At 50.2% G+C, this 22349-nt stretch carries 21 protein-coding genes; 5 read left to right on the plus strand and 16 right to left on the minus strand.

What is annotated here, in order from left to right; all coding sequences use genetic code 11:
- Positions 1-9: 9 nt before the first annotated feature.
- The 8 genes from B5F87_RS05870 to B5F87_RS05905 form a co-directional block, all read right to left on the minus strand.
- On the minus strand, positions 10-1005 hold the full coding sequence (locus B5F87_RS05870; protein ID WP_087278191.1) for a 2-dehydropantoate 2-reductase: 996 nt from the start codon (positions 1003-1005) through the stop codon (positions 10-12).
- An 18-nt stretch (positions 1006-1023) separates the two neighbouring features.
- The gene (locus B5F87_RS05875) at positions 1024-1635 is read right to left on the minus strand and encodes an NUDIX hydrolase (protein ID WP_087278194.1); all 612 of its coding nucleotides are present in this window, start codon (positions 1633-1635) and stop codon (positions 1024-1026) included.
- Between the two features lie 202 nt (positions 1636-1837).
- A complete protein-coding gene (gene gatB / locus B5F87_RS05880; RefSeq protein ID WP_087278199.1) occupies positions 1838-3271 on the minus strand; it encodes an Asp-tRNA(Asn)/Glu-tRNA(Gln) amidotransferase subunit GatB in 1434 nt (477 codons plus the stop codon).
- Positions 3268-4755: an Asp-tRNA(Asn)/Glu-tRNA(Gln) amidotransferase subunit GatA gene (gatA, locus tag B5F87_RS05885; protein WP_087278202.1), complete on the minus strand. Its 1488-nt coding sequence runs from the start codon at positions 4753-4755 to the stop codon at positions 3268-3270. The genes gatB and gatA overlap by 4 nt, the downstream gene beginning before the upstream one ends.
- A gap of 15 nt (positions 4756-4770) precedes the next feature.
- Positions 4771-5064, minus strand: a complete 294-nt coding sequence (gene gatC / locus B5F87_RS05890; protein ID WP_087278205.1) for an Asp-tRNA(Asn)/Glu-tRNA(Gln) amidotransferase subunit GatC — start codon at positions 5062-5064, stop codon at positions 4771-4773.
- 214 nt (positions 5065-5278) lie between these two features.
- A complete protein-coding gene (locus tag B5F87_RS05895) occupies positions 5279-5845 on the minus strand; it encodes a GNAT family N-acetyltransferase (RefSeq protein WP_087278208.1) in 567 nt (188 codons plus the stop codon).
- Positions 5846-5876: 31 nt separating this feature from the next.
- Positions 5877-6710, minus strand: coding sequence for a TPM domain-containing protein (locus B5F87_RS05900; protein WP_087278210.1), 834 nt, complete (start codon positions 6708-6710; stop codon positions 5877-5879).
- A complete protein-coding gene (locus tag B5F87_RS05905) occupies positions 6711-7697 on the minus strand; it encodes a hypothetical protein (protein WP_242964279.1) in 987 nt (328 codons plus the stop codon). It abuts the gene before it with no gap.
- A 123-nt stretch (positions 7698-7820) separates the two neighbouring features.
- On the opposite strand from B5F87_RS05905, the gene B5F87_RS05910 reads away from it, so the two are divergent.
- Positions 7821-8936 (plus strand): D-alanyl-D-alanine carboxypeptidase family protein, encoded by a 1116-nt coding sequence (locus B5F87_RS05910; RefSeq protein WP_275532332.1) that lies wholly within the window; start codon positions 7821-7823, stop codon positions 8934-8936.
- Positions 8937-9115: 179 nt separating this feature from the next.
- Here B5F87_RS05910 and glgA read toward each other — a convergent pair whose 3' ends face one another.
- The 7 genes from glgA to B5F87_RS05945 all read right to left on the minus strand — a co-directional run bounded on the left by glgA (position 9116) and on the right by B5F87_RS05945 (position 16223).
- Positions 9116-10567 carry a glycogen synthase GlgA gene (gene glgA, locus B5F87_RS05915; RefSeq protein ID WP_087278217.1) on the minus strand — a complete coding sequence of 484 codons (1452 nt, stop codon included), beginning with the start codon at positions 10565-10567 and terminating at the stop codon, positions 9116-9118.
- Between the two features lie 802 nt (positions 10568-11369).
- Positions 11370-12422, minus strand: coding sequence for a histidinol-phosphate transaminase (gene hisC, locus B5F87_RS05920; protein ID WP_087278220.1), 1053 nt, complete (start codon positions 12420-12422; stop codon positions 11370-11372).
- Positions 12422-13501: a peptide chain release factor 1 gene (prfA, locus tag B5F87_RS05925; protein ID WP_087278224.1), complete on the minus strand. Its 1080-nt coding sequence runs from the start codon at positions 13499-13501 to the stop codon at positions 12422-12424. Before prfA ends, hisC begins: the two co-directional genes overlap by 1 nt.
- A 54-nt stretch (positions 13502-13555) precedes the next feature.
- Complete coding sequence (gene prmC / locus B5F87_RS05930) at positions 13556-14416, minus strand: peptide chain release factor N(5)-glutamine methyltransferase (RefSeq protein ID WP_087278227.1); 861 nt, start codon at positions 14414-14416, stop codon at positions 13556-13558.
- Between the two features lie 5 nt (positions 14417-14421).
- Complete coding sequence (locus B5F87_RS05935) at positions 14422-15369, minus strand: DUF1385 domain-containing protein (protein ID WP_242964280.1); 948 nt, start codon at positions 15367-15369, stop codon at positions 14422-14424.
- Positions 15370-15487: 118 nt separating this feature from the next.
- Positions 15488-15694 carry a 50S ribosomal protein L31 gene (gene rpmE / locus B5F87_RS05940; protein WP_087278234.1) on the minus strand — a complete coding sequence of 69 codons (207 nt, stop codon included), beginning with the start codon at positions 15692-15694 and terminating at the stop codon, positions 15488-15490.
- 181 nt (positions 15695-15875) lie between these two features.
- Positions 15876-16223 (minus strand): helix-turn-helix transcriptional regulator, encoded by a 348-nt coding sequence (locus B5F87_RS05945; RefSeq protein WP_087278237.1) that lies wholly within the window; start codon positions 16221-16223, stop codon positions 15876-15878.
- A gap of 174 nt (positions 16224-16397) precedes the next feature.
- Between B5F87_RS05945 and B5F87_RS05950 the strand changes: the two genes are divergently transcribed.
- Positions 16398-16832, plus strand: coding sequence for a hypothetical protein (locus B5F87_RS05950; RefSeq protein WP_087278240.1), 435 nt, complete (start codon positions 16398-16400; stop codon positions 16830-16832).
- A gap of 1 nt (position 16833) precedes the next feature.
- Here the strand turns inward: B5F87_RS05950 and B5F87_RS05955 are convergent, their stop codons facing one another.
- On the minus strand, positions 16834-17475 hold the full coding sequence (locus B5F87_RS05955) for a CpXC domain-containing protein (protein ID WP_087278243.1): 642 nt from the start codon (positions 17473-17475) through the stop codon (positions 16834-16836).
- Positions 17476-17747: 272 nt separating this feature from the next.
- Between B5F87_RS05955 and B5F87_RS05960 the strand changes: the two genes are divergently transcribed.
- The 3 genes from B5F87_RS05960 (at position 17748) to B5F87_RS05970 (ending at position 22307) form a co-directional block, all read left to right on the plus strand.
- A complete protein-coding gene (locus B5F87_RS05960) occupies positions 17748-18392 on the plus strand; it encodes a biotin transporter BioY (protein WP_343215730.1) in 645 nt (214 codons plus the stop codon).
- A 325-nt stretch (positions 18393-18717) separates the two neighbouring features.
- Positions 18718-20559, plus strand: a complete 1842-nt coding sequence (locus tag B5F87_RS05965) for an NAD(P)-binding protein (RefSeq protein ID WP_087278245.1) — start codon at positions 18718-18720, stop codon at positions 20557-20559.
- Complete coding sequence (locus tag B5F87_RS05970) at positions 20553-22307, plus strand: [FeFe] hydrogenase, group A (RefSeq protein WP_087278248.1); 1755 nt, start codon at positions 20553-20555, stop codon at positions 22305-22307. The genes B5F87_RS05965 and B5F87_RS05970 overlap by 7 nt, the downstream gene beginning before the upstream one ends.
- Positions 22308-22349: the final 42 nt, after the last annotated feature.

A 22349-nucleotide genomic window follows, 5' to 3' on the forward strand; every position in this document is an offset into this window, starting at 1 on the left:
ACGGGCTTTTTATTGAAACTCCCGCAGTTTTTCGTACATTTTCAGTGAAACAGGCACAGGTATTCCGTGTCGCTCCGCCTCCCGCACAATGTAACCGCCGAACACATCCACCTCAGACCGGCGCCCGGCACGGATGTCCCTCTGCAGAGAACTGGTGGCGTCATCGGCCAGTTCATAATAGAAACGATGAATAATTGCGTCAATGTGTTCCTGCCGGATGGCAACGCCTTTCGCAAGCCCCACCTGGTACGCCTCGTTCACAAGCGCTTCGTATTCTTTCGCCGTCTTCTCATCCCGGCGCAGCTGCCCGATGGTATTATCATAGAACGCCGTCTCCACGTTGTACGCACAGTTTAAAATGTATTTGCGCCAGATCTCCACCTCAATGTCCGCGGCGACTTCGCAGTCTATATCTGCAGCCGTCAGGAGAGCGGCGGTCTCCGCTGCTTTTTCCTGCGGTGCGGCTTTCTTCTGGTATACGGCAGCCTCGTTCTCTTGCTGCACGGCGGCATCTTTTATGCCGATGCACAGCCGGGCGAAGTCCCCCTGCTGGGTGATGGAGTAGTCTTCATTGGCGAAGGCCACAATATAAATGAGGGAATCCACCACCGTTCCTCTTCCAAGATAGCTGCGCACCCGCTCGCCGGGATTGACGCCGTTCATCACCGGAATGATCACCGTCTCATCGGTGACTGCCGGCGCCAGTTCCCGGCACACTTCTTCCAGCGAGTAGTTTTTCACACAGATAAAAATGAAATCCTGCTTCTTTAAGTCTTTAGTTTCCACCACCTGCTCCGGCACGGCCGTAAGCTCTCCTTTATAATCACTGTGGAGAATCAACCCGTTCCTCTGCAGGGATTCCTTCCGTCCGCCCCTTGCCGCCAGCGTAAGATGCGGGCAGACCTGCCCGAGCATCCCGGCCAGATAACCGCCCACACCGCCGACTCCCACGACGGCAACTCTTTTATCCGTTAATGTATTAGCATATAATTGTGTTTTTTTCATTTCCTTCTCCCTCTTTTTTCACAAATGTCCCTCCGAAAGCTTACCGGTATTCATCGGAAAACCTGCGGCAAAAAAGTACGCTGCCATCTGGGCTCTTCCCGAAAAGCGCTCTTCTCTGAGCAGCTTTGCCACTTCTTCACGGCTGTACAGACCCGGATGTATCCACTCGTCAGCCTCTGTATGCTCGGAGACGCCGCCGGGCAGCTCCCCGTCCACCTCGGCAAAGACCACCCAGGCGGAGGAATCGCTCAAATCCGGGGATGCATAGGATGGCGGCAGCACCTGATACACCTTCTTCAAAGCCAGTCCGGTTTCCTCAAAAAGCTCTCTCCCGGCACATTCCTCCACATTTTCTCCCTGGTCGATGTGCCCTGCCGGCATGTTGTAAACAAAATGATTGACGCCCATGCGGAATTCCCGGCAAAGAAGCAGTCTGCCGTCCTTCCAGCCCACAATGACCACGCCGGAGGCACGCTCTCCCAGCTCTTCCGGGCTGTCGTAGTCAAAGTTGCTGACCGTCTCATAAATCTTCTCGCCGCCCTCGGCGTTGGTATAATTTAACGTATAATTTTTTAAAAACCGGGTGTCCCGGGTCTTTTCCATGGAATTTAAAACTGGAATCTTTTTCATATTTCCCTCTTTCCTGACGCACTTGCTGCGTCAATAATGGCAGATCTGGAAGTTCACTTCCAAACTTTTTCTCTTCACATTTAATGCAAGAAACGGAAGGCGCGGTGTCCTTCCGTTGTGTTTTCTGTATATACATGTGAAATATGCCGCCTCGCGCAGCTGCGCCACAGCATTTGCCGGGCAATCAGTGCGTCCGTCCGCGCTAATCCAGAATCTCCCGGAGAATCTGGTTCACCATGGCCGGATCCGCCTTGCCTTTCATGGCGCGCATGGTCTGGCCCACAAAGAAGCCCATGGCTTTTTTCTTGCCGGCCTTGTAGTCCTCGACGGACTTCGGATTGTTCTCCACAATCTCCTCGATGACTTTCCGCAGTGCGCCTTCGTCGCTGACGGTTTTCAGACCATTTTCTTCCACATAGGCTTCCGGTTCCACATTGTCCTTGAAGATGGCCTCGAAGACCTTTCTTGCCACCTTGCGGTTGATGGCTCCGGATTCAATCATGGCAATCATCTTTACCAGATGCTCCGGGCTGAAATGCAGGTCGGCGGCTTCCATCTCCTGTTCTTTTAAGAGACGCATTGTGTCGCCCATGAGCCAGTTGGAAATCTCTTTCGGCGCAGCGCCCAGCGCGATGCAGCGCTCAAATATATCGGTCAGCGTCTTGTCCGAAGTGATGATGTCAATGTCGTATTCCGGCAGGCCGTACTCTTCTTTATAGCGTGCCTGTTTCTCATCACGGAACTCCGGCTGTCTCCTGCGGATCTCCTCCAGCCACTCATCGGAAATAATGATCGGCGGCAGGTCCGGTTCCGGAAAGTATCGGTAATCCTGGGCGTCCTCCTTGGAACGCATCGGATAGGAGTATTCTTTCTCATCATCCCAGCGGCGGGTCTCCTGCACTACGGCTTTGCCCTCTTCCAGCAGGTCGATCTGCCGTTCTGTCTCTCCTTCGATGGCTCTTGCGATGGCGCTGAAGGAGTTTAAGTTCTTCATCTCCGTCCTGGTACCGAACTCTTCCGCGCCCATCTCGCGGACCGACAGATTCACATCGGCGCGCATGGAGCCCTCCTGCAGCTTGCAGTCGGAAGCCCCCAGATACTGGATGAGCATCCTCAGCTTCTCCAGATAGGCGATGACCTCATCCGCCGAACGCATATCCGGCTCCGATACGATCTCAATGAGCGGCACGCCGCTTCGGTTAAAGTCCACCAGAGAATTGCCCGTGACCGGGTCGTGGATGAGCTTGCCGGCGTCCTCCTCCATGTGGATCTCGTGGATGCCGATGGACTTTTTGCGGCCGTCCACCTCAATATCCACATGACCGTTTCGGCATATCGGGTAGTATAACTGAGAAATTTGATAATTCTGTGGATTATCCGGATAAAAATAATTTTTCCGGTCAAATTTACAATTCTGCGTGATGGTGCAGTTGGTCGCCAGCCCCACGGCGGCGGCATATTCCACCACCTGTTTATTTAATACCGGAAGAGAACCCGGCATTCCGGTACAGACCGGACAGGTGTGGGTATTCGGCGCGCCGCCAAACTCCGTGCTGCACCCGCAGAAAATCTTCGTCTTGGTGGCAAGCTCCACATGCACTTCCAGACCGATGACAGTCTCGTATTGTCTGCTCATCTGTTTTCCCCTCCTTCTTTCGCCGCTGCCGGCGCGTTCATGGCAAATCCCCGGTTCTGCTCGTACGTGTACGCCGCCCGGATGATATTTTTCTCTTTGAAACAGTCGCCGATGAGCTGCAGGCCGACCGGCAGACCGTTTCTGTCCGTTCCGCACGGAACCGTGATACCCGGCAGACCGGCAAGGTTCACGGAAATAGTATAAATGTCTCCCAGGTACATCTTTATCGGATCACTCAGGCTGTCGCCCAGCTTCGGAGCTGTGGTCGGCGCCGCCGGCCCGAGAATCACATCGTACTTTGCAAATGCCTTGTCAAATTCCTGTTTGATCAGGGCTTTTGTACGAAGAGCTTTCAGATAGTAGGCGTCGTAATAGCCGGAGCTTAACACGAAGGAGCCCAGCATGATCCGGCGCTTCACCTCTTCGCCGAATCCCTCGGAGCGGGTCTTTTTATACATATTATGAAGTCCCTCGTATTCCGGCGTGCGGTATCCGTACTTGACGCCGTCAAACCGCGCCAGATTGGAACTGGCCTCGGCGCAGGCGATGACATAATAGGCCGGAATGGCATATTTTACAAGGCCGAGGTCAAACTCTTCCACCACGGCGCCCTGCGCTTCCAGCACCTTCGCCGCTTTCAGAACGGCTTCCCGCACATCTTCATCAAGCCCCTCTCCAAAGTAGTCCTTCGGGATACCAATCTTCATGCCTTCCACATCATTGATCAAAGCGGAGATAAAATCGCCGTCCTCCCTCTTCACGGAAGTGCTGTCTTTCTCGTCGTGGGAAGCGATGGCGTCGAGAATCACCGCGCAGTCCCGCACATCCTTTGCCATAGGCCCGATCTGATCCAGAGAGGAACCGTAGGCGATCAGTCCGTACCGGGATACGGTTCCATAGGTCGGTTTCATGCCTACGATACCGCAGTAGGACGCCGGCTGCCGGATGGAACCTCCGGTGTCAGAACCCAGCGCAAAAATACATTCCTCCGCTGCCACCGCCGCTGCGGAACCGCCGGAAGAACCGCCCGGCACATGGGCTTCGTTCCATGGATTTTTCGTTGCGCCGAAATATGAGGTCTCCGTAGTGCTTCCCATGGCAAATTCATCCATATTGGTCTTTCCGATGATGACCACGCCGGCTTTCTCCAGATTCTCCACTGCCTCCGCCGTGTAAGGCGGCACAAAATCTTCAAGAATCCTTGAGCTGCAGGTGGTGCGCACACCCCGGGTGCACATATTGTCCTTGATGGCCGCCGGCACGCCCGCCAGCGGCCCGTTAAGCTTTCCTTCTTCAATGAGCTTCTGTACTTCCTGCGCTCTCTTTAATACTGCTTCTCTATCAAGAACTGTCACATAGCAGTGATAGGCAGACTCTTTTTCCCTGATGGCGTCCATGGCCGCCATAGCCGCATCCATGACGGTGATCTCGCCCGCCCTGATTTTCTCACTGAGCGTCACAGCCGTATCTTTCATCAAATCCATTGCCGTCCTCCTGTTCTAATCAAATGTTTTCGGAACCACAAAAGCTCCCTCTTTTGCTTCCGGTGCATTGGCAAGAATTTCTTCTCTCTCGTCTCCGTTTGTCACCACGTCCTCCCGGAACACATTATGAACCGGAAAAACATGACTCATCGGCTCCACGCCGCTGGTGTCCAGTTCATTCAATGTATCAATATAGTCAAGCATTTTTGCCATATCTTCCTTCGCCCTCTCCTTCTCCTCAGAAGAAAGTTCCAGCTTTGCCAGTATTCCGACATATTCCATCGTCTCGTCTGAAATCACATTTGCCATGCTTCTCACTCCTTTTTTGTAATAATTTCGTCTCCATAAACTAAAAAAACGGGGCAGGGGCGCACATTGCTTGCGCAAACGTAAAAAACGCTTCTGCGCAGGCTGTAAAAGGCACACCCTCGTACCCCGGTAATCTCATCATTTGCAGGTCTGATCCGTCTGCGGATCTTCCTCCCAGAGAAAAACAATATTTCCCGCAAAAAACATATCACATTTAGTTTTGTTTATCAAGCGCAAAACATACATTTCTCCTGTACATTTCATCGTTCAGGATGGAATGATATAAAACTTCCATGGCTTCCTGTGCTTTCTCTCTCATCCGTTCCCGTCCAAAGCTGAGAATCCGATACGGCACGCCGAACACCCTTGCCTTCAGTTCTGTATACCGGGCGCCATTCCTCAAATAAAACTGAATCCGGCGTTTCTGCAGGTCAAGTTCTCTTTCATCCTCTGCCAAAGGTTCCTCCACTTCCAGCAGCACGCTTTCTCTATCCGTCAGATGCCCTTTTAATATATCAAGAATCCGGCTTCCGGTTCCTTTTCCTCTTCCCTGTTCCATAACAGCAAAATGGTCCAGCAAAAAGAAATCTCCGGTTTTTATCAGACAGGTATACGCTTTCAGTTCCCCGTCCTCATAGTATCCATATGGAAAATATTTACCTTCTTTCACCGCTCTCTCCATAATATAAAATGGCTTGAGCTCATCCGGTGGAAAATGATTGCCCATATGTGCGTCGTAAAGTTTTCTGAAATCGCCAAGCTGCATCAATTCCTGTTCCATTATTATCTCTCCTATCCTCACATGATATCCTTTAATGACGGCCTCCGCCGCCTCCGTGTCCTCCGGTTCCTCCGATGGAGCCCCCTCCGCCGTTTCCTCCGGAATCGTGATCGGTTTCTATCTTCGTCCGCGTCACATGGGAGCGGAGAAAGATATCCTGATGCCGGTTAATCTTTACACCACCGTCCGGCACGTACGTGGATCGGCTCGTGGTGACCTTTCCTTTGTTGCCGATGAGGTTGCAGGCCGCAAAAACTGCCGCAACGATCAGTGCGATCAACAGCAGCCAGAAATTGCCGATACGGAAATGGAACAGATTCAGATTCTGCATTTCCGATGACACTGTATCGATCATAGTCCTGTATGCTCCGTACGGATCTTCGTTGATAGTTTCATTAGTCCGGTTTATGATGAACTGTATCGTTCCGTCGTCAAGCTTCTCCGATGCTTTTCCCGTGGTACAAAGCCAGCAGTAGCCGGTCGCCCAGTTGTCCACGTAGATGACGCCGTCGCCGTTTGGCTGATCCCAGCCGAATTTATTCTCCTCATAATAGGACTGGGCGTAGTCCCGAATCTCATAATAATCATTGATATCGGGTTCCCGGATAGTCAGGAGCACAATATCCATGCCTGTCATCTGTTCTTTTTCTGACAGCAGCTCAAACAGGCTCTCCTCCTGGGCGTCTGTCAATACATTTGCCTCGTCAAAAATGCGTTCCTGGGTCAGGCACTGGGTATTGGTCCGCGCCTGTTTCGAGGTCATCATCCCCTGGAACACGCCGTATTTGAGGAAAAGCCCCAGCCCGCCAAGAATCAGACCGGCTACAAGAACTCCCACTATAATATTCCGATATGTCTTGTTCATTTACAGTACCTCCAGAAGATAGCATAACATTTTCAGAAAGAAGAAAATCACGGCAAACAGAGCGGCGCTCATGCCGAACACACGCGCCAGGCTGACCGGCGGCGCGCCAATGACTTTACCGGTCTGTCCATTTACATAGAAAGGATATTCTTTTCCGTTATAACGGTATATGTATTTCCAGACCGGAAGAAATGCAAAAAAGCTGTCCTCCACCCGGTTTTCTTTCCTGTCTGTGAAGGGCCGCACCATGGCGTAGCCTGCGTTTTCTTCTGCAAGGTATCCCTCCGAAAAACCGTCTGCCTTTTCTTCTGCTCTCGGCCGCAATGTCTCACTGTTCTGTTCATAGATGTCTGCCTGAAAGCCGGAGAGATATTCCGGTGAAAAATCATCAAGTTCCCCATACTGGTAAGGTTCCAGCAGATCCATCATTCCGTCTTCCATAGCCACCGACGCATCCACCGGAATCTTGTCATAATCCACCTCAAAATCCCGTATCAGCCGGTACACCCTTGTCTCCGTCACCTCATAATCGCCTTCCCGCCAGGTTCTCACCCGGTCACCCTCGCCTTCAAAATAAATGTGACTGTGAAAATCATACATCCAAAAAGGAACGTAAATGCCTTCCATGGACTCCAGACTGGACACCGCACAAAAGTTAGACGGCAGAAACATTTTTCCGGCAAAAGTTTCTCTCAGCTTTTCCGCCGCATGATGTCTGTCCAGACAAAAGGGAAGCAGCAGCCGCGGCCGGTATTCTCCCTCCATCCGGTCCTCCAGTATATGGAATGTCTGACAGTACGGGCAGCGGCAGGCGAGAGTATATTCTGTCGTCTCAATCTGCCCTCCGCAGTTGCTGCAGATGTGGATTTTTTTCTGAGGAATCTCCTGCTGACTTTCCTCGCTGCCGCAGCTTTCACAAATCATCTTTTTCTTTTCCGGATGATAGGTTACATTTCCTCCGCAATTTTTACAACGATAAAACATCATTTCCTCCCCGGATATCATATATCCTTTTCTCCGGCATAAAATGTAATACATTTTTGCGAATCCGCATTTCCAGAAAGGAGTACTCCTTTGAAAAAATATATTTCTTTTTTATGCCTGTTTCTTTTGTTCATTCTTTCTCCTTATCATACCATAAAAACACGCGCAGCGGAAATACCTTCGGAACTTTATGCAAAAGCCGCCATTTTAATGGACGGAACAAATCAGCGGGTGCTTTTTGGAAAAGAGGAAAAAACAGAGCTGCCCATGGCCAGCACCACCAAAATCATGACCTGCCTTTATACTCTGGAACACGGTAATCTTTCGGACGTGGTTACATTTTCCGAGCGGGCGGCCTCAGCCCCGAAAGTACATCTGGGTGCAAAAGCGGGCAGCCAGTTTCTTCTGTCCGACCTGCTTTACGCCCTCATGCTGGAATCTTACAACGACGCCGCCATCGCCATCGCGGAACATCTTGGCGGTTCCGTGGAGGCTTTCTGCCAGGCCATGACAGAAGAAGCCCGCTCCTACGGCTGCTATCAGACCTCTTTTGAGACTCCCAATGGTCTGGACAGCGACAATCATTACACAACCTGCTACGATCTGGCCATCCTCACCTGCCACGCCTTAAACAATAAGGATTTCAGGAGTATCATTCAGGAATCCTCCTATACCATCAAAGAAATCACCGGCGGGCAGATCTACTCTCTCAGCAACAAAGACGCCTTCCTCACTTCCTATCCCGGCGCCATCGGCGTAAAAACTGGTTTCACCAACGGCGCCGGCTACTGCTTCGTGGGCGCCGTGGAAACTGGCGACCGCCTGCTGATCTCCGTAGTTCTCGGCAGCGGCTGGCCGCCCAACCGCAGTTACAAATGGAAAGACACCCGCAAACTCATGGACTACGGCATAGAGAACTTTGAAAATGTGACCATCTCCCTGGGTGACGACATCCCCGGCCAGCTTCCCGTCGATCACGGGCAGGCACAGGTCTGCGACATCAGTCAGCCGGGCACGGTCACCCTTCTTCTGAATCCAGAAGAAGAAAAAGCGGTCTGCACCGCCGATCTTCTCCCCTCCCTGAACGCCCCCGTTCGCGAAGGAGATTCCGTGGGCACCGTGACGCTGTCCATCAACGGGGAAATATATCGGAAATATCCGGTGAAAGCAGCGGCAGATACCGAACGGATCAACTATCGCTGGTGCCTTGACAGGCTGTTGGAGAAATATTTCTATGGGTAAGGAGCGGATTAAAGGGAAGACTTCACAAAGCCGCACATAAAAACACCCCCGCAGGAAGAGCATATCAATCATCTCTCTCCTGCGGGGGATATATTTCTTTATTGTTTATGGCAAAAAAGACTTTAATTAAAAATTTTCAGTAAAATTATATTAAAACCACAGTCGTATTCAGCTCAACTCTATCTTCCGATCAGCGTATTATAGATCTCTTCGTAACGTTTCTTGGAAACACCCCAGGAGAGATCCTTCTTCATACCTCTCTTGACCATGTTATTCCAGATCTTTCTCTGCTCAAAGAAAATGTACTTGCTGTAATTGATGACATTGACCATATCGTCACCGTTATAGTTCGTGAAGGAGAAACCATCTCCGGTATCCTCAAATTCATTGAGTGGTTCTACGGTATCCTTCAGTCCGCCGGTCTCTCTTACAATCGGAACCGTTCCATAACGGAAGGCGATAATCTGTGTCAGTCCGCACGGTTCAAACAGAGACGGCATCAGGAATGCATCTGCAGCAGCATATAATTTATGTGCCAGATCGTCAGAATAAAGAATGTTCGCAGATACCTTGTTCGGATAACGATATGCATAGTAACGGAACATATCTTCATATCTCTGCTCGCCGGTACCGATGACAACCAGCTGTGTATTGTCGTCCACAATACGTTCCATACCATACTGAATCAGATCAAGACCTTTCTGATCTGTCAGTCTGGAAATAAGGCCGATCAGATACTTATCCGGATTGACTTCCAGACCCAGCTCTTTCTGAATAGCTTCCTTATTGGCAGCTTTTCCCTTTTTATAATTTCTCACATCATATTTCGAATAGATAGACTCATCTGTCTTCGGATTATATGCAGTGTAATCGATACCATTTACGATACCGAACAGGCTCTGATTTCTCGCGCTTAAAAGTCCATCCAGCCCTTCGCCGTAATATGGCGTCTGGATCTCCTGAGCATACGTATTGCTCACAGTAGTGATAAAGTCGGAATAAACGATGCCGCCCTTTAACATGTTGGCATCTTTTTTATACTCCAGCTTATCCGGTGTGAACAGATAATCCGGCAGTCCGGAAAGGCCCTTGATGGTCTTGATATCCCAGATACCCTGGAACCGGAGATTGTGGATGGTCATAATCGTCTTGATGCCCCAGAAGAACGGGTTCGCCGCGAACTCCGTCTTCAGATATACCGGAATCAGACCGGTCTGCCAGTCGTGACAGTGAATAATGTCCGGTTTGAAATCCACGATCGGAAGAATGGATAATACTGCTTTACAGAAGAAAATATACTTCTCCACGTCTGTCCTGGTGTCCGCATACGGTTTCTCCGCGCCAAAATAGTCCAGATTGTCAATGAAATAATACGTAATACCATTATACTCATATTTCATGATTCCCACATGGGTATGCGGAACCATCGGACCAGTGCCCATGTAAAAATGTGTGACATACTCAAAAGTATTGCGGAACTTATCCGGAATCCCCCGATAGTTCGGCATAACAACTCTGACATCCCATTCATTTTTGTCAAACTCTTTTGGCAATGCCCCCACAACGTCTGCAAGTCCACCCGTTTTCATAAACGGTACACATTCAGAAGCAGCAAATAAAATCTTCTTCATGGTAATCCTCCTCGAATAAAAAGTTTTCCCTTTGTTAAAGTATATTACAGGATACTGCGTACGGTCACGTTCATTCTGAAATGTACGCGGCAGTGCGTGCGTTCCTTCTTTTCATTGTACAACAATTTTGGAGTAATTACTATGATAAATTAAGAAAAAATGGGGATTTATAGAGATGAAAAGGGATGATACACAGACGATGGCGTAAGGCCACAGACAGGTTCTCCCGACTCGACCCTCACTCGGTCTGACCTATAGAATATATTTTCCCAGGAAATACAACAGCCCTCGTTCACAGCTCGCGGTCGAAAACTGTCTGTGTCCAAAACGTCATCTGTGTTGTGAAAAACCACTCTTTCCATCCCTATAAAAATCCTGTACCACGTTGCAAAACAGCAGATATGATCAATCATGGGGGGATCAGGTTGCATATAAATGACCTGTTTTCGCATTGTCATTGAACAATCGCAATACAAGCAGGCAACCAGACTGAAGAGCACGCTCCTCTGATACAGATGCCGTCGAGATGGAACGGGAGTTTTGTCACAATCTTAGTGATGCAATAAGACAGAGATTTGCGGCATCATATCTCAATAGAAAAACACAGCGGGAAAGGTCGGCGACGACTGTGAGCGCAGGCGTCATGGGGATAGTATCGTTTATGTTCCCATAATTAGCCTGCCGAGGTGGAGGAGAAGAGCTTCCCGCCTGCGTTTTTCTATAGTGTATACAGCGTTGCAAATCTCGTCTGCTCCTACATCCTCAGATTTTATCAAAACCGCAGTTCCACCTCGACAAATCCCTATTTATGCAGATATCTTTTCAAAAATTCCACAAACTTCCGCATCTCCTCGTCTGTGCCGATAGTGATACGCAGATAGTTGTCGATGCGCTCTTTCGGGAAGTAGCGTACGTAGATGTTCTCGGCGCGGGCGGCTTCGAAGATTTCTTTTGCCGGCACGGACTCGTGAGCTGCAAAGAGGAAGTTGGCTTTGGAGTCCGGAAATGTAAAGCCGAGCTTCCGCATCTCGTCTTTGAACCACTCTCTCGTGGCGATGATCTTTGCGGTGGTTTCCCGGAAATAGTCGTCGTCTTCCACGGAGGCCGCTCCCAGTAAAATGGACGGCTGGTTCATGGTGTAGGAATTAAAAGAATATTTCACATTGTGGAGTGCGCTGATCAGCTCCGGCGATCCCATGGCGTAGCCGATACGCAGTCCGGCCAGAGACCGGGACTTGGAGAAGGTCTGCACCACCAGCAGGTTCTCATATTCTTTCAGAAGTTCCTGGGCCGTCTGTCCGCCGAAGTCAATGTACGCCTCGTCGACGATGACGATCACATCCTGGTTGTGATCGAGGATATCCCGGATGTCAGCAAGCGGCATCAGAATGCCTGTCGGTGCATTGGGATTCGGGAAGATCACGCCGCCGTTTTCTCCGTAGTAATCTTCTTTGCGAATCCGGAACGCCTCATCCAGCGCCTTTGTCTCGTAAGGGATCCTGAACAGATCCGCCCACACATCATAAAAAGAGTAGGTGATATCCGGAAACAGGATCGGTTTCCCGCTGTTAAAAAATGTGAGGAAGGACAGCGCCAGCACATCGTCGGAGCCCACGCCCACAAAGACCTGGCTGCTGTCAAGACCCTTGTAATCGGCAATGGCATTGACAAGACGGGCCGCTGCCGGATCCGGATACAGCCGAAGATTATCAATCTGACGACACATTTCCTGCACCTTCGGAGAAGGCGGATACGGATTCTCATTGGTATTTAATTTAATCACATCCGTCTGTTTCGGCTGTTCACCCGGCACATAAGGCACCACCCGACGGATATTTTTTTTCCATTCTTTCATTACGCCTGCATCTCCTGTAACTTGCTCAGCTTCGCTGCCTGGTCGGCTGCGGTGAGGCTGTCGATGATCTCGTCCAGATCTCCGCTCAAAATGTTTTCCAGTTTATGCAGGGTAAGCTTAATACGATGGTCTGTGACACGTCCCTGCGGGAAATTATAAGTACGGATCTTTTCCGCACGGTCGCCGGTACCGATCTGGCTCTTGCGCAGCTCCGCCTCGGCGTCGTGGGCTTTGGCAGATTCCATCTCATAAAGTCTTGCCCGAAGTACCTTGATGGCTTTCTCTTTATTTTTCAGCTGAGATTTCTCGTCCTGACAGGACACAACGATACCTGTCGGGATGTGAGTCAGACGAACCGCAGAGTCCGTGGTGTTGACGCACTGTCCGCCGTTACCGGACGCACGGAACACGTCGAACCGGCAGTCATTCATATCAAGATGCACGTCCACCTCTTCGGCTTCCGGCATGATGGCCACGGTAATAGTGGACGTGTGAATACGTCCGCCGGACTCGGTGGCAGGGATTCTCTGTACACGATGCACACCGCTCTCGTACTTGAGACGGGAGTAAGCGCCCTGACCGTTGATCATGAAGGAAACTTCCTTAAAACCTCCAATACCGTTTTCATTGACATCGATAAATTCGGTTTTCCACCGTTTGGACTCGGCGTAAGACTTATACATACGATAGATTTCCGCCGCGAAAAGTGCCGCTTCATCTCCGCCTGCGCCGGCACGGATCTCCACGATAACGTTCTTGTCATCGTTAGGGTCTTTCGGCAGAAGGAGAATCTTCAGCTCCTCCTCACATCTTGCCTCTGCCGCCTTGGCGTCAGACAGCTCTTCCTTTAACATCTCACGCATTTCCTCATCGTTCTCTGCCTCCAGCATCTCCACGCTGTCCTCGATGGTCTGCTTGGCGTCTTTATATTCATTGTATTTTTCCACGATAGGCGTCAGCTCGTTCTGTTCCTTCATCAGATTGCGGAATCTCGCCTGATCGTTGACCACATCCGGCTCGCTGAGTTCTTCCATGACCTCTTCCAGACGCTTCACCAAATCTTCCAATCTATCAAACATGATGTACCTCCTATTTATTTTATCTATGAATCTTTGTTTCCTGCTCTTTTAAGGCTAAGGCTCTTTCTTACCCGGCCATCGTCCCATGGCGATTCGGTCAAGGCCCGCCAGATCTTTCCGTATCTCTGTCTCCTCAAATCCCTGTTCCTTCATTATAGAAAGAAGATCGTCTCCCTGCTCCTGACCGATTTCAAAAAGCAGGCAGCCGCCGGAATTCAGATAATACACGGCCTCCTCGGTGATCCTCCGGTAAAAATAAAGACCGTCTCCGGTTCCATCCAGCGCCAGTCTCGGCTCATAGTCCCGGACTTCCGGCATCAGCTCCTCGATCACCTGAGAAGGAATGTAGGGCGGATTGGATAAAATATAATCATAGGTTCCCTGTACATTTTCAAACAGGTCGCCCTGCACGAGCCGGACGGAAGCTCCCAGATTCCAGGCGTTCTTCTTTGCCACGTCAAGCGCTCCCTCCGACACATCCGCCAGAGTAACTTCCGCCTCCGGGCACAGCAGCTTCACGCTGATGCCGATGCAGCCGCTGCCGGTACACAGATCCAGCACCCGGCAGGTATGCTCTTCTTCCCTCTCCCGTATCTTCTCCACGGCAAGCTCCACCAGACACTCTGTGTCCTGCCGGGGGATGAGCACCCGTTCATCTACATCAAAAGAATAACCCATGAATTCACAGCTTCCCATGAGGTACTGGAGCGGAACGCGCTGTTCTCTCTCTCTGAGCACCGCGTTCAGATCTTCCCACGCTTCGTCGGGAATCACCCTGTCCGGATCCATAAAATACTCCGCCCTGCCGATGCCAAGCTTCCATTCCAGCAGCGCCCAGGCTTCATATTCAAAATCTTCAATTCCAGACTTTTTCAGCCGTTTCTGTATTTTTTCCCTGACTTCTTTTATTGTCATGCCGCTCAGTCCTCCAGCTCTCCGTTCCGCATGGCCTTCACGTATTCTCTCCAGTCAAAAACACCTTCCACCGATGCAATGGCAACTTCCAGCATCTTATCGTCCGGCTCTTTGGTGGTAAAATACTGCAAAGACATACCCGGACGGCTTAAAATATCCATGATCTTAGAATCGCTTCTGCCGGCCAGCCGGATAAACTCATAGGAAATGCCCGCTATCAGCGGCACCAAAAGCACCCGCAGCAGCATTTTAAGCAACGCCTGATCTACGCGGATAAATAAAAAAACAATTATGCTGACAATCATCACGATCAGCAGAAAACTGGTGCCACAGCGCTTATGGAACCGGGAATATTTCCGGATATTTTCCGGCGTCAGATCTTCACCGTGTTCCAGACAATTGATAGTCTTATGCTCCGCCCCATGGTACATGAATACCCGGCGGATGTCTTCCATCTTGGAAATAAGCCAGATGTACAAAAGGAAAATCCCCACCCGGATGACGCCCTCAATGAGGGTGCGCACCGTGTAGGATGCGATCACTCCTTCCAGCAGGCTGGAAAGATAAAACGGCAGCAGCATAAAGATGCCCACCGCCAGTATAACGGAAACCATGATGGTGAGTCCCATGATCACACTCTCCAGCTTATCTCCGAATATCCGTGTGAGCGCCTTCTCAAACCGTCCCGGTTCCCGTTCTTCTTCCTCTTCTTCATAAAAAGAAGAAGAAAACGCCAGAGTCTTCATACCGATGTAGAGCGACTCAACGAAGGTGACCACGCCCCGGATGATCGGTACCCGGCAGATGGCGTAGCGGTTTCCCAGACTCTCATACTCGCCCTTCATCACTTCTATCTCATTGTTTGGCTTTCGGACAGCCACAGCGTACTGTTCCATGTTCTTCATCATGACGCCCTCCATGACCGCCTGTCCGCCGATACTCGTTCTCTTCAAATGGATTCCTCCTTTCATCGTTGGAAAATCCCCGTGTAAAGAGAAAGCGACGACGCTTAAATCACGATATGTTACATCATGATACCAGCGCCGCCGCCTCTATAAAACCATATGGTTATTATTCCTGAGTCATGCCATACTTACGATTGAACTTGTCAATACGTCCACGAGCCTTAGCAGCCTTCTGCTGTCCTGTGTAAAATGAATGACATTTAGAACAAATCTCTACATGGATATCTTCCTTTGTAGAACCTGTAACAAACTCGTTGCCGCAGTTGCAGACAACCTTTGCCTGATAATATTTTGGATGGATTCCTTCACGCATCTTCTTCACCTCTTCTAAAACTATATCTTTCATCTATTATTGATGCAAGCATCAATTATCATCGTTACAAACAGCTTTCTCATTATAGCATAGCTCTTATGTAAGCGCAAGGATAAAATTTATAAAATATCAGCGCTAATTTTCAGAATACATTTGTTCCTATATGAAAAAGCCAATACATTTACCATCTTTTCTCGCCTTCTTTCAGCCGAATCATAAGATTCGCGATGAGCGCCTGGTCTTTTTTCTCCATGGCGGCGTAAATGCCCTCCGGAAATGAAGTTTCCTCGTTCTTCTCCTTTTCTTCATGAAGATGAAAAATCATATTCTCGCTGACTCCCAGCGCCTTGGCGATGTAGGGGATGGCGTCACAGGGCGGCTTCCTTGTTCCCCTCTCCCATTTGTAATAGGTATCCGCCGACAATTCATAGCCATAATCATTAATCTTATCCACAATCCTGGCAACACTGATCCTGCCCTTTTTCTTTCGTATTTCCCTGAGATTCTCTCCGATATTCTCACGAAACACTTGCCTTGCCTCCTTTTTTTCTGACAGCTTGTCCAAAAATCCCTTCCCCTTTGGACAGATTAAACCTACTCAAAAATTATAACATAATGTATCATTTTTAAATAGAAACTGTCGTGCACACTTTTCTGACAGGATAATAAAAAATCAGACATATTTAGAAAGGGGCCAAGACAAATGTACTCTGATTTACTATTACCGCATCTCAAACGTGAGATGATTGAAAATTACTTTGAAATATGCTGCTATTTCATCATGACAAAACGTTTCGAACAACAGGAAGACCTACTCCGGCTGAATTATTACAAATCCCTTCTTCTCACAGAGCCTTTTCCTCAGCTCTCCAATAAAAGCAAACTGGATCTGGAGATCATCTCCTGTACGAAGGATGTAAAAAATCAGCTTCTCCATACATATCCATCTGAATTCATTATCCGGATTATCGACTCGGGCATCCATGTATTTTTTGATAAAATGGAACGCTACGCCGCCATCGACGTCCGGCTCCGAAGTCTGCCGGAACTGTATACATATTTCACTGCCATGTCGCCGGTCATCATTGAAAAGCTGAAAAGAACCATCCGCCGGGAATTCCAGAGCGATGCAGACTGATTCAGCTCCGCTGAAAATAAATATCCCCCGCCCATTTCATATCGACCTTCATAAACTCGTCTGTGGAATGGGCTTTGATCTGCCTTTCGTACTTGCTGGCTGTAGTGCGGTACAGATCCAGGTCAAACGGCATTCTGCCAATTCCTTTTTTCTCAAAGAACACAAGGAAATACATATCATTTCCGTGATAATCAAAGAGGATATTCATGAGCGTGTCCTCTTTCATCTCCTCCTCCAGACGGCGCAGGTAAGCGATCTTCACAATCTCCACCACCCGGTCGTCCAAAAGATTCTCCGCGATCATGATTTTCTCCTTTAAATCATTGATATTGTCAACAACCCTGAGAGTCATCCCCCTTTTCTTTTTCCAGTTTTTCAGCTGCTCCAGATCCGTTTCCTCAGTAGACAGACAGACTGCCAGCTTCTTCTTGCTGTCAAGATACATACTCTCATAGGTCAGCGGCGCTACCAGATCGCAATTCTCGCAGTCAAAATTAAAAATCCGGTTCTTTAAAATATCTTCCTTCATCCCCGGTTTCTCCGTCACGTTGATGACGGAATACTTCCTCATCTGGTGAGGATGCCCGCATTTCGGACATTTCAATTCTTCCACGCTGTATTTTGTCATGGTATCGGTGTTCATGGTACTCTGCCTCCCTTTTATGATATATATTATAAATTTACTATAAGATAAAGATACATTTACCCGCTAAATGTACCATTTGTCACATTTCACGTTCTTAATTGTCAACCATTTTAAATATTTTGGTTGACAATAATCCAATCTGCCTCTATGATAACAATATAATTTGGCAGCTTACCCTATCATACAACTATCCTGCCAAATTAGCAAATGCTTTCCCTGCGGGAAAATTCCGTATAGAAACGAAAAGCTGAATCAGAAAGGACAACATTATGACATCATCAGAAAAAAACACAAACATATCCCAGAATAACAAATGTACCGGCTCACCGCAGAGCCGCATGAATACCAGCGAACGCGCACCGTACCGCGCTTTCACCACCGCGCAGATGACGCTCACCGCCATCATGGCCGCCGTTCTCTGCATCCTCGGGCCGCTGTCCATTCCCATCCCGGTCAGTCCGGTTCCCATCACTCTCACCAACCTTGCCATCTATTTTTCTGTATGTATCCTGGGATGGAAGCTTGGCACGGTGAGTTATCTCATTTATCTGGCCATCGGTCTGATGGGTCTCCCGGTCTTTTCCTCTTTCGGTTCCGGCTTCGGAAAACTGCTGGGACCAACAGGCGGTTATCTCATCGGATTTATCTTCATGGCACTTATCTGCGGCCTGTTTTTTGAGAAATGCAGCAGCAAGGCTCTTTTGTTTCTGGGGCTGGTGCTTGGCTCCCTCGTCAATTACGCCTTCGGCACGGCGTGGCTCGCGGCACAGGCCAACCTTACTTTCTCCCAGGCGCTCTGGGCAGGAGTCATCCCATACCTGCCGGCAGATCTGATCAAAATACTTCTGGCGGTCTGGCTTGCTCCGGGACTGCGGCGAAAGGTTTTCCGTGGAACCGGGACACTTGTTGCCTGAAAACACTGCAATTCTGATAATGGTCGAAAAAATACCATAACTTCACGGACTTTTCCCCCTCTTTATTTATGCACATATGATATAATAAAGTTGTTATTGATTAGATAAACCTGTGATTTCGGGAAAGGCAGGGCACAAGGAAAAGATTATATCTGTTTCCTTTGTTCCGCCTGCGGCAAAGGCGCTGTATTTCGAAATATTTTTTCGATGCTTTCTGATATCACACCATGTACTTACAACAGAGATTTTGAACACTTCTTCATGATCTCTGTTTTCTGCATCTATTTTAAATAACAACGTTTTTACTAAGCTTAAGGAGGGAAACATGAGCAGACTTGAAGTGATTACCAAAACCAAAGCACAGTCTGTCGTAGATGATCTGTACAAGGATCTGGAGCGCCGGATCGTGGCTGCTCCGCCCGGACTGTGCCCGGTGGATATGACCGCATCTTTTCTGAAACTTTTCCATACACAGACCTGCGGCAAATGTGTACCGTGCCGTATCGGCCTCGGCCTTCTCGTTGAGATGCTGGAAGACGTACTGGACGGTAAGGCCACGCTGGAGACGCTGGATCTCATCGAGCGGACCGCCCGGGTCATTTACAACAGTTCCGACTGCGCCATCGGTTACGAGGCCGGCCTGATGGTATTAAAAGGACTGGAAGGATTCCGTGACGATTTTATCGAACACATAAAAGAAGGTCACTGCTCTTTCCATCTGGAACAGCCGGTGCCATGTGTGACCTTATGTCCTGCCGGCGTGGATATTCCGGGATACATCTCTCTCGTGGCAGAAGGCAGATACGCCGACGCCGTGCGGCTGATCCGGAAGGATAACCCTTTTGTCACCGCCTGCGCTCTGGTCTGCGAGCACCCGTGCGAGACCAAATGCCGGCGTAATATCGTGGACGACTCCATCAACATCCGCGGCCTGAAGCGCTATGCAGCAGACCACTGCGGCCTTGTTCCTCCTCCGGCCTGTTCCGAACCGACGGGCAAGCAGGTTGCCATTATCGGCGGCGGTCCGTCAGGACTGAGCGCCGCTTACTATCTGCAGCAGATGGGGCATCAGTGTACCGTTTTTGAGCAGCGCAGCCAGCTGGGCGGCATGCTCTACTACGGTATCCCGAATTACCGGCTGCCGAAGGACCGTCTCATGGAAGATATCTCCAATATCCTGGCGACCGGCGTGGAAGTACGGCTCAATACCTCCATCGGTGACGGCGACGGACAGCTTTCCTTTAAAATGCTCCGGGAAAATTATGACGCCGTCTATGTTTCCATAGGCGCTCATACGGATAAGAAGCTGGGGATTCCGGGGGAAGACGCCAAGGGCGTCGTCTCCGCTGTTCAGATGCTCCGGGACATCGGAGAGGGCAATAATCCGGACTTCACCGGCAAAAATGTCATCGTCGTGGGCGGAGGCAACGTTGCTATGGACGCCACACGTTCCGCCATCCGTCTCGGCGCCAAGAACGTCAGCGTTCTCTACCGCCGCCGGAAGGCCGACATGACCGCCCTGGAAGAAGAGATCGAGGCAGCGATTGCTGAAGGTGCAGAGATTCTTGAACTTCACGCTCCAAAAGAAATCGAAACAGACAAAGACGGTAATGTCATCGCTATGGTCGCCGACCCGAAGATCATCGGTCTCATCAGCGGCGGACGCCCGATGCCTGCCGATTCCGACCATGAACCGATACACATTCCGTGTGATATTATCATCATTGCCATCGGGCAGGATATTGTCTCCGAGTCATTCGCCCGCGCCGGACTTCCGGTCAGACGAGGCAGAATTCTCGCTTCGGACGACAGCTCCATCCCTCATGTGGACGGCGTTTTCTCCGGAGGCGACTGCGTTTCCGGTCCGGCAACAGTCATCCGCGCCATCGCAGCCGGCAAAGTAGCTGCCGCCAATATAGACAATTATCTGGGTTATAATCATATTATAGAAAGCGAAGTGAAGGTTCCGGACCCGAGAATCGAGAACAAATCCCCTTGCGGCCGCGTCACCATGATGCAGAGAAATACCACCGAACGAAAACAGGATTTTGAGCTGGTGGAAAAGGGAATGTCAGAAAAAGAAGCCACACAGGAAGCACGCCGGTGTCTCCGCTGCGACCACTTTGGCTACGGAGTATTTAAAGGAGGTCGAGTAGAGGAATGGTAAATATCACGATCAACAATATACCTGTCACTGTGGAAGATGGAATCACCATCATGGAAGCCTGCAAAGAGGCGAAAATGCCGGTGCCGAGCCTCTGCTATTTAAAAGGCATCAACGAAATCGGCGCCTGCCGCGTCTGCGTGGTTGAGGTAAAGGGCATCGAGCGTCTTGTCACCTCCTGCAACAACGTGGTAAAAGAAGGCATGGAAATCCTCACCAATTCCCCGAAAGTACGGGAAGCGAGACGGATCAACATCAAAATGATTCTGTCCCAGCACAACTGCTTCTGCCCGACCTGTGTGCGCACAGGCAACTGTCAGCTGCAGAAAATCGCCAGCGAACTGGAATTCGGAACCGGATCCTACCCGCAGCATATTACTTATAACAGCTGGCCGTCAGATTTCCCGCTGATCCGGGACGAGAGCAAATGTATCAAATGTATGCGCTGTATCCAGATCTGCGATAAGGTGCAGTCACTGCGTGTCTGGGATCTTGCCAAAACCGGTTCCCGCACCACCGTGGACGTCTCCCTTCGCCGGAATATCAAAGAAGCCGACTGCTCTCTCTGCGGTCAGTGCATCACCCATTGTCCGGTGGGTGCTCTCACGGGCCGGGATGACAAACGTCCGGTATTCTCCCAGAACGGTTTCTTAAATGCCAAAGGCAAAACCACCGTTGTGCAGGTGGCTCCCGCAGTCCGTACTGCCTGGGCAGAAAGTTTCCGTCTCTCGCGAAAGTTTGCTTCTCCGAGACGTCTGGCCGGAGCCCTTCGTATGATGGGCTTTGACTATGTGTTCGACACCACATTTGCTGCCGATCTGACCATCATGGAGGAAGCCAGCGAGTTTCTGGAGCGTCTTCATCACAAAGAAGACTACCAGTGGCCGATGTTTACCTCCTGCTGCCCGGGCTGGGTACGTTTCCTAAAATCCCAGTATCCGGATATGACAGGATGCCTTTCCACGGCCAAATCTCCACAGCAAATGCACGGCGCCATCATCAAAAACTATTTTGCCGACAAAATCCACGAGGATCCGGAGAACATTTTCAGCGTGTCTATCATGCCTTGTATCGCAAAAAAAGCCGAGTGCGCTCTGCCGACCATGGACAGCACCGGCACCGGCCCGGACGTGGATGTAGTCTTAAATACAAGGGAATTTGTCAATTATCTTCGTTCCCTGAACATCGATATCTACAGCCTGCCGGAGGATGATTTTGACTCCCCTTGCGGCGAAGGCTCCGGAGCCGGAGTGATCTTCGGCGCCACCGGCGGCGTCATGGAAGCGGCGCTCCGCACCTGCTACAACATGGCCACCGGAGAGAATCCGGAACCGGACGCATTCTACGGCATCCGCGGCATGGACGGCTGGCGGGAAGCATCCATCGACATCGCTGGCACCACCGTCAAAGTCGCCGTAGTCAGCGGTCTCGGAAACGCCCGCCGGCTGATCGAGGCAGTACGCAAAGGCAAGGTCTTCTATCACTTTGTGGAAGTCATGGCCTGTCCGGGCGGCTGCGTAGGCGGCGGCGGACAGCCGATTCACGAAGGCCGCGAGATGGCTGCAATCCGCTCCAAGAATCTCTATTTTCTGGATTCCAAGAGCAAACTGCGTTTCTCCCACGAGAATCCGGAAATACAGAAAGTCTACGATGAGTATCTGGAGAAACCGCTATCCCGCATGGCACATAAGCTGCTGCACACCGACCACGACGCCTGGGAAATGCCTCTGGCGCCGGAGCGGGTGAAATAAGACAAAATAATACGCCGGGGACGCTTTCACATCCCCGGCGTA

It is taken from the genome of Eubacterium sp. An3 (assembly GCF_002159465.1).
Taxonomy (GTDB): domain Bacteria; phylum Bacillota; class Clostridia; order Lachnospirales; family Lachnospiraceae; genus Anaerobutyricum; species Anaerobutyricum stercoris.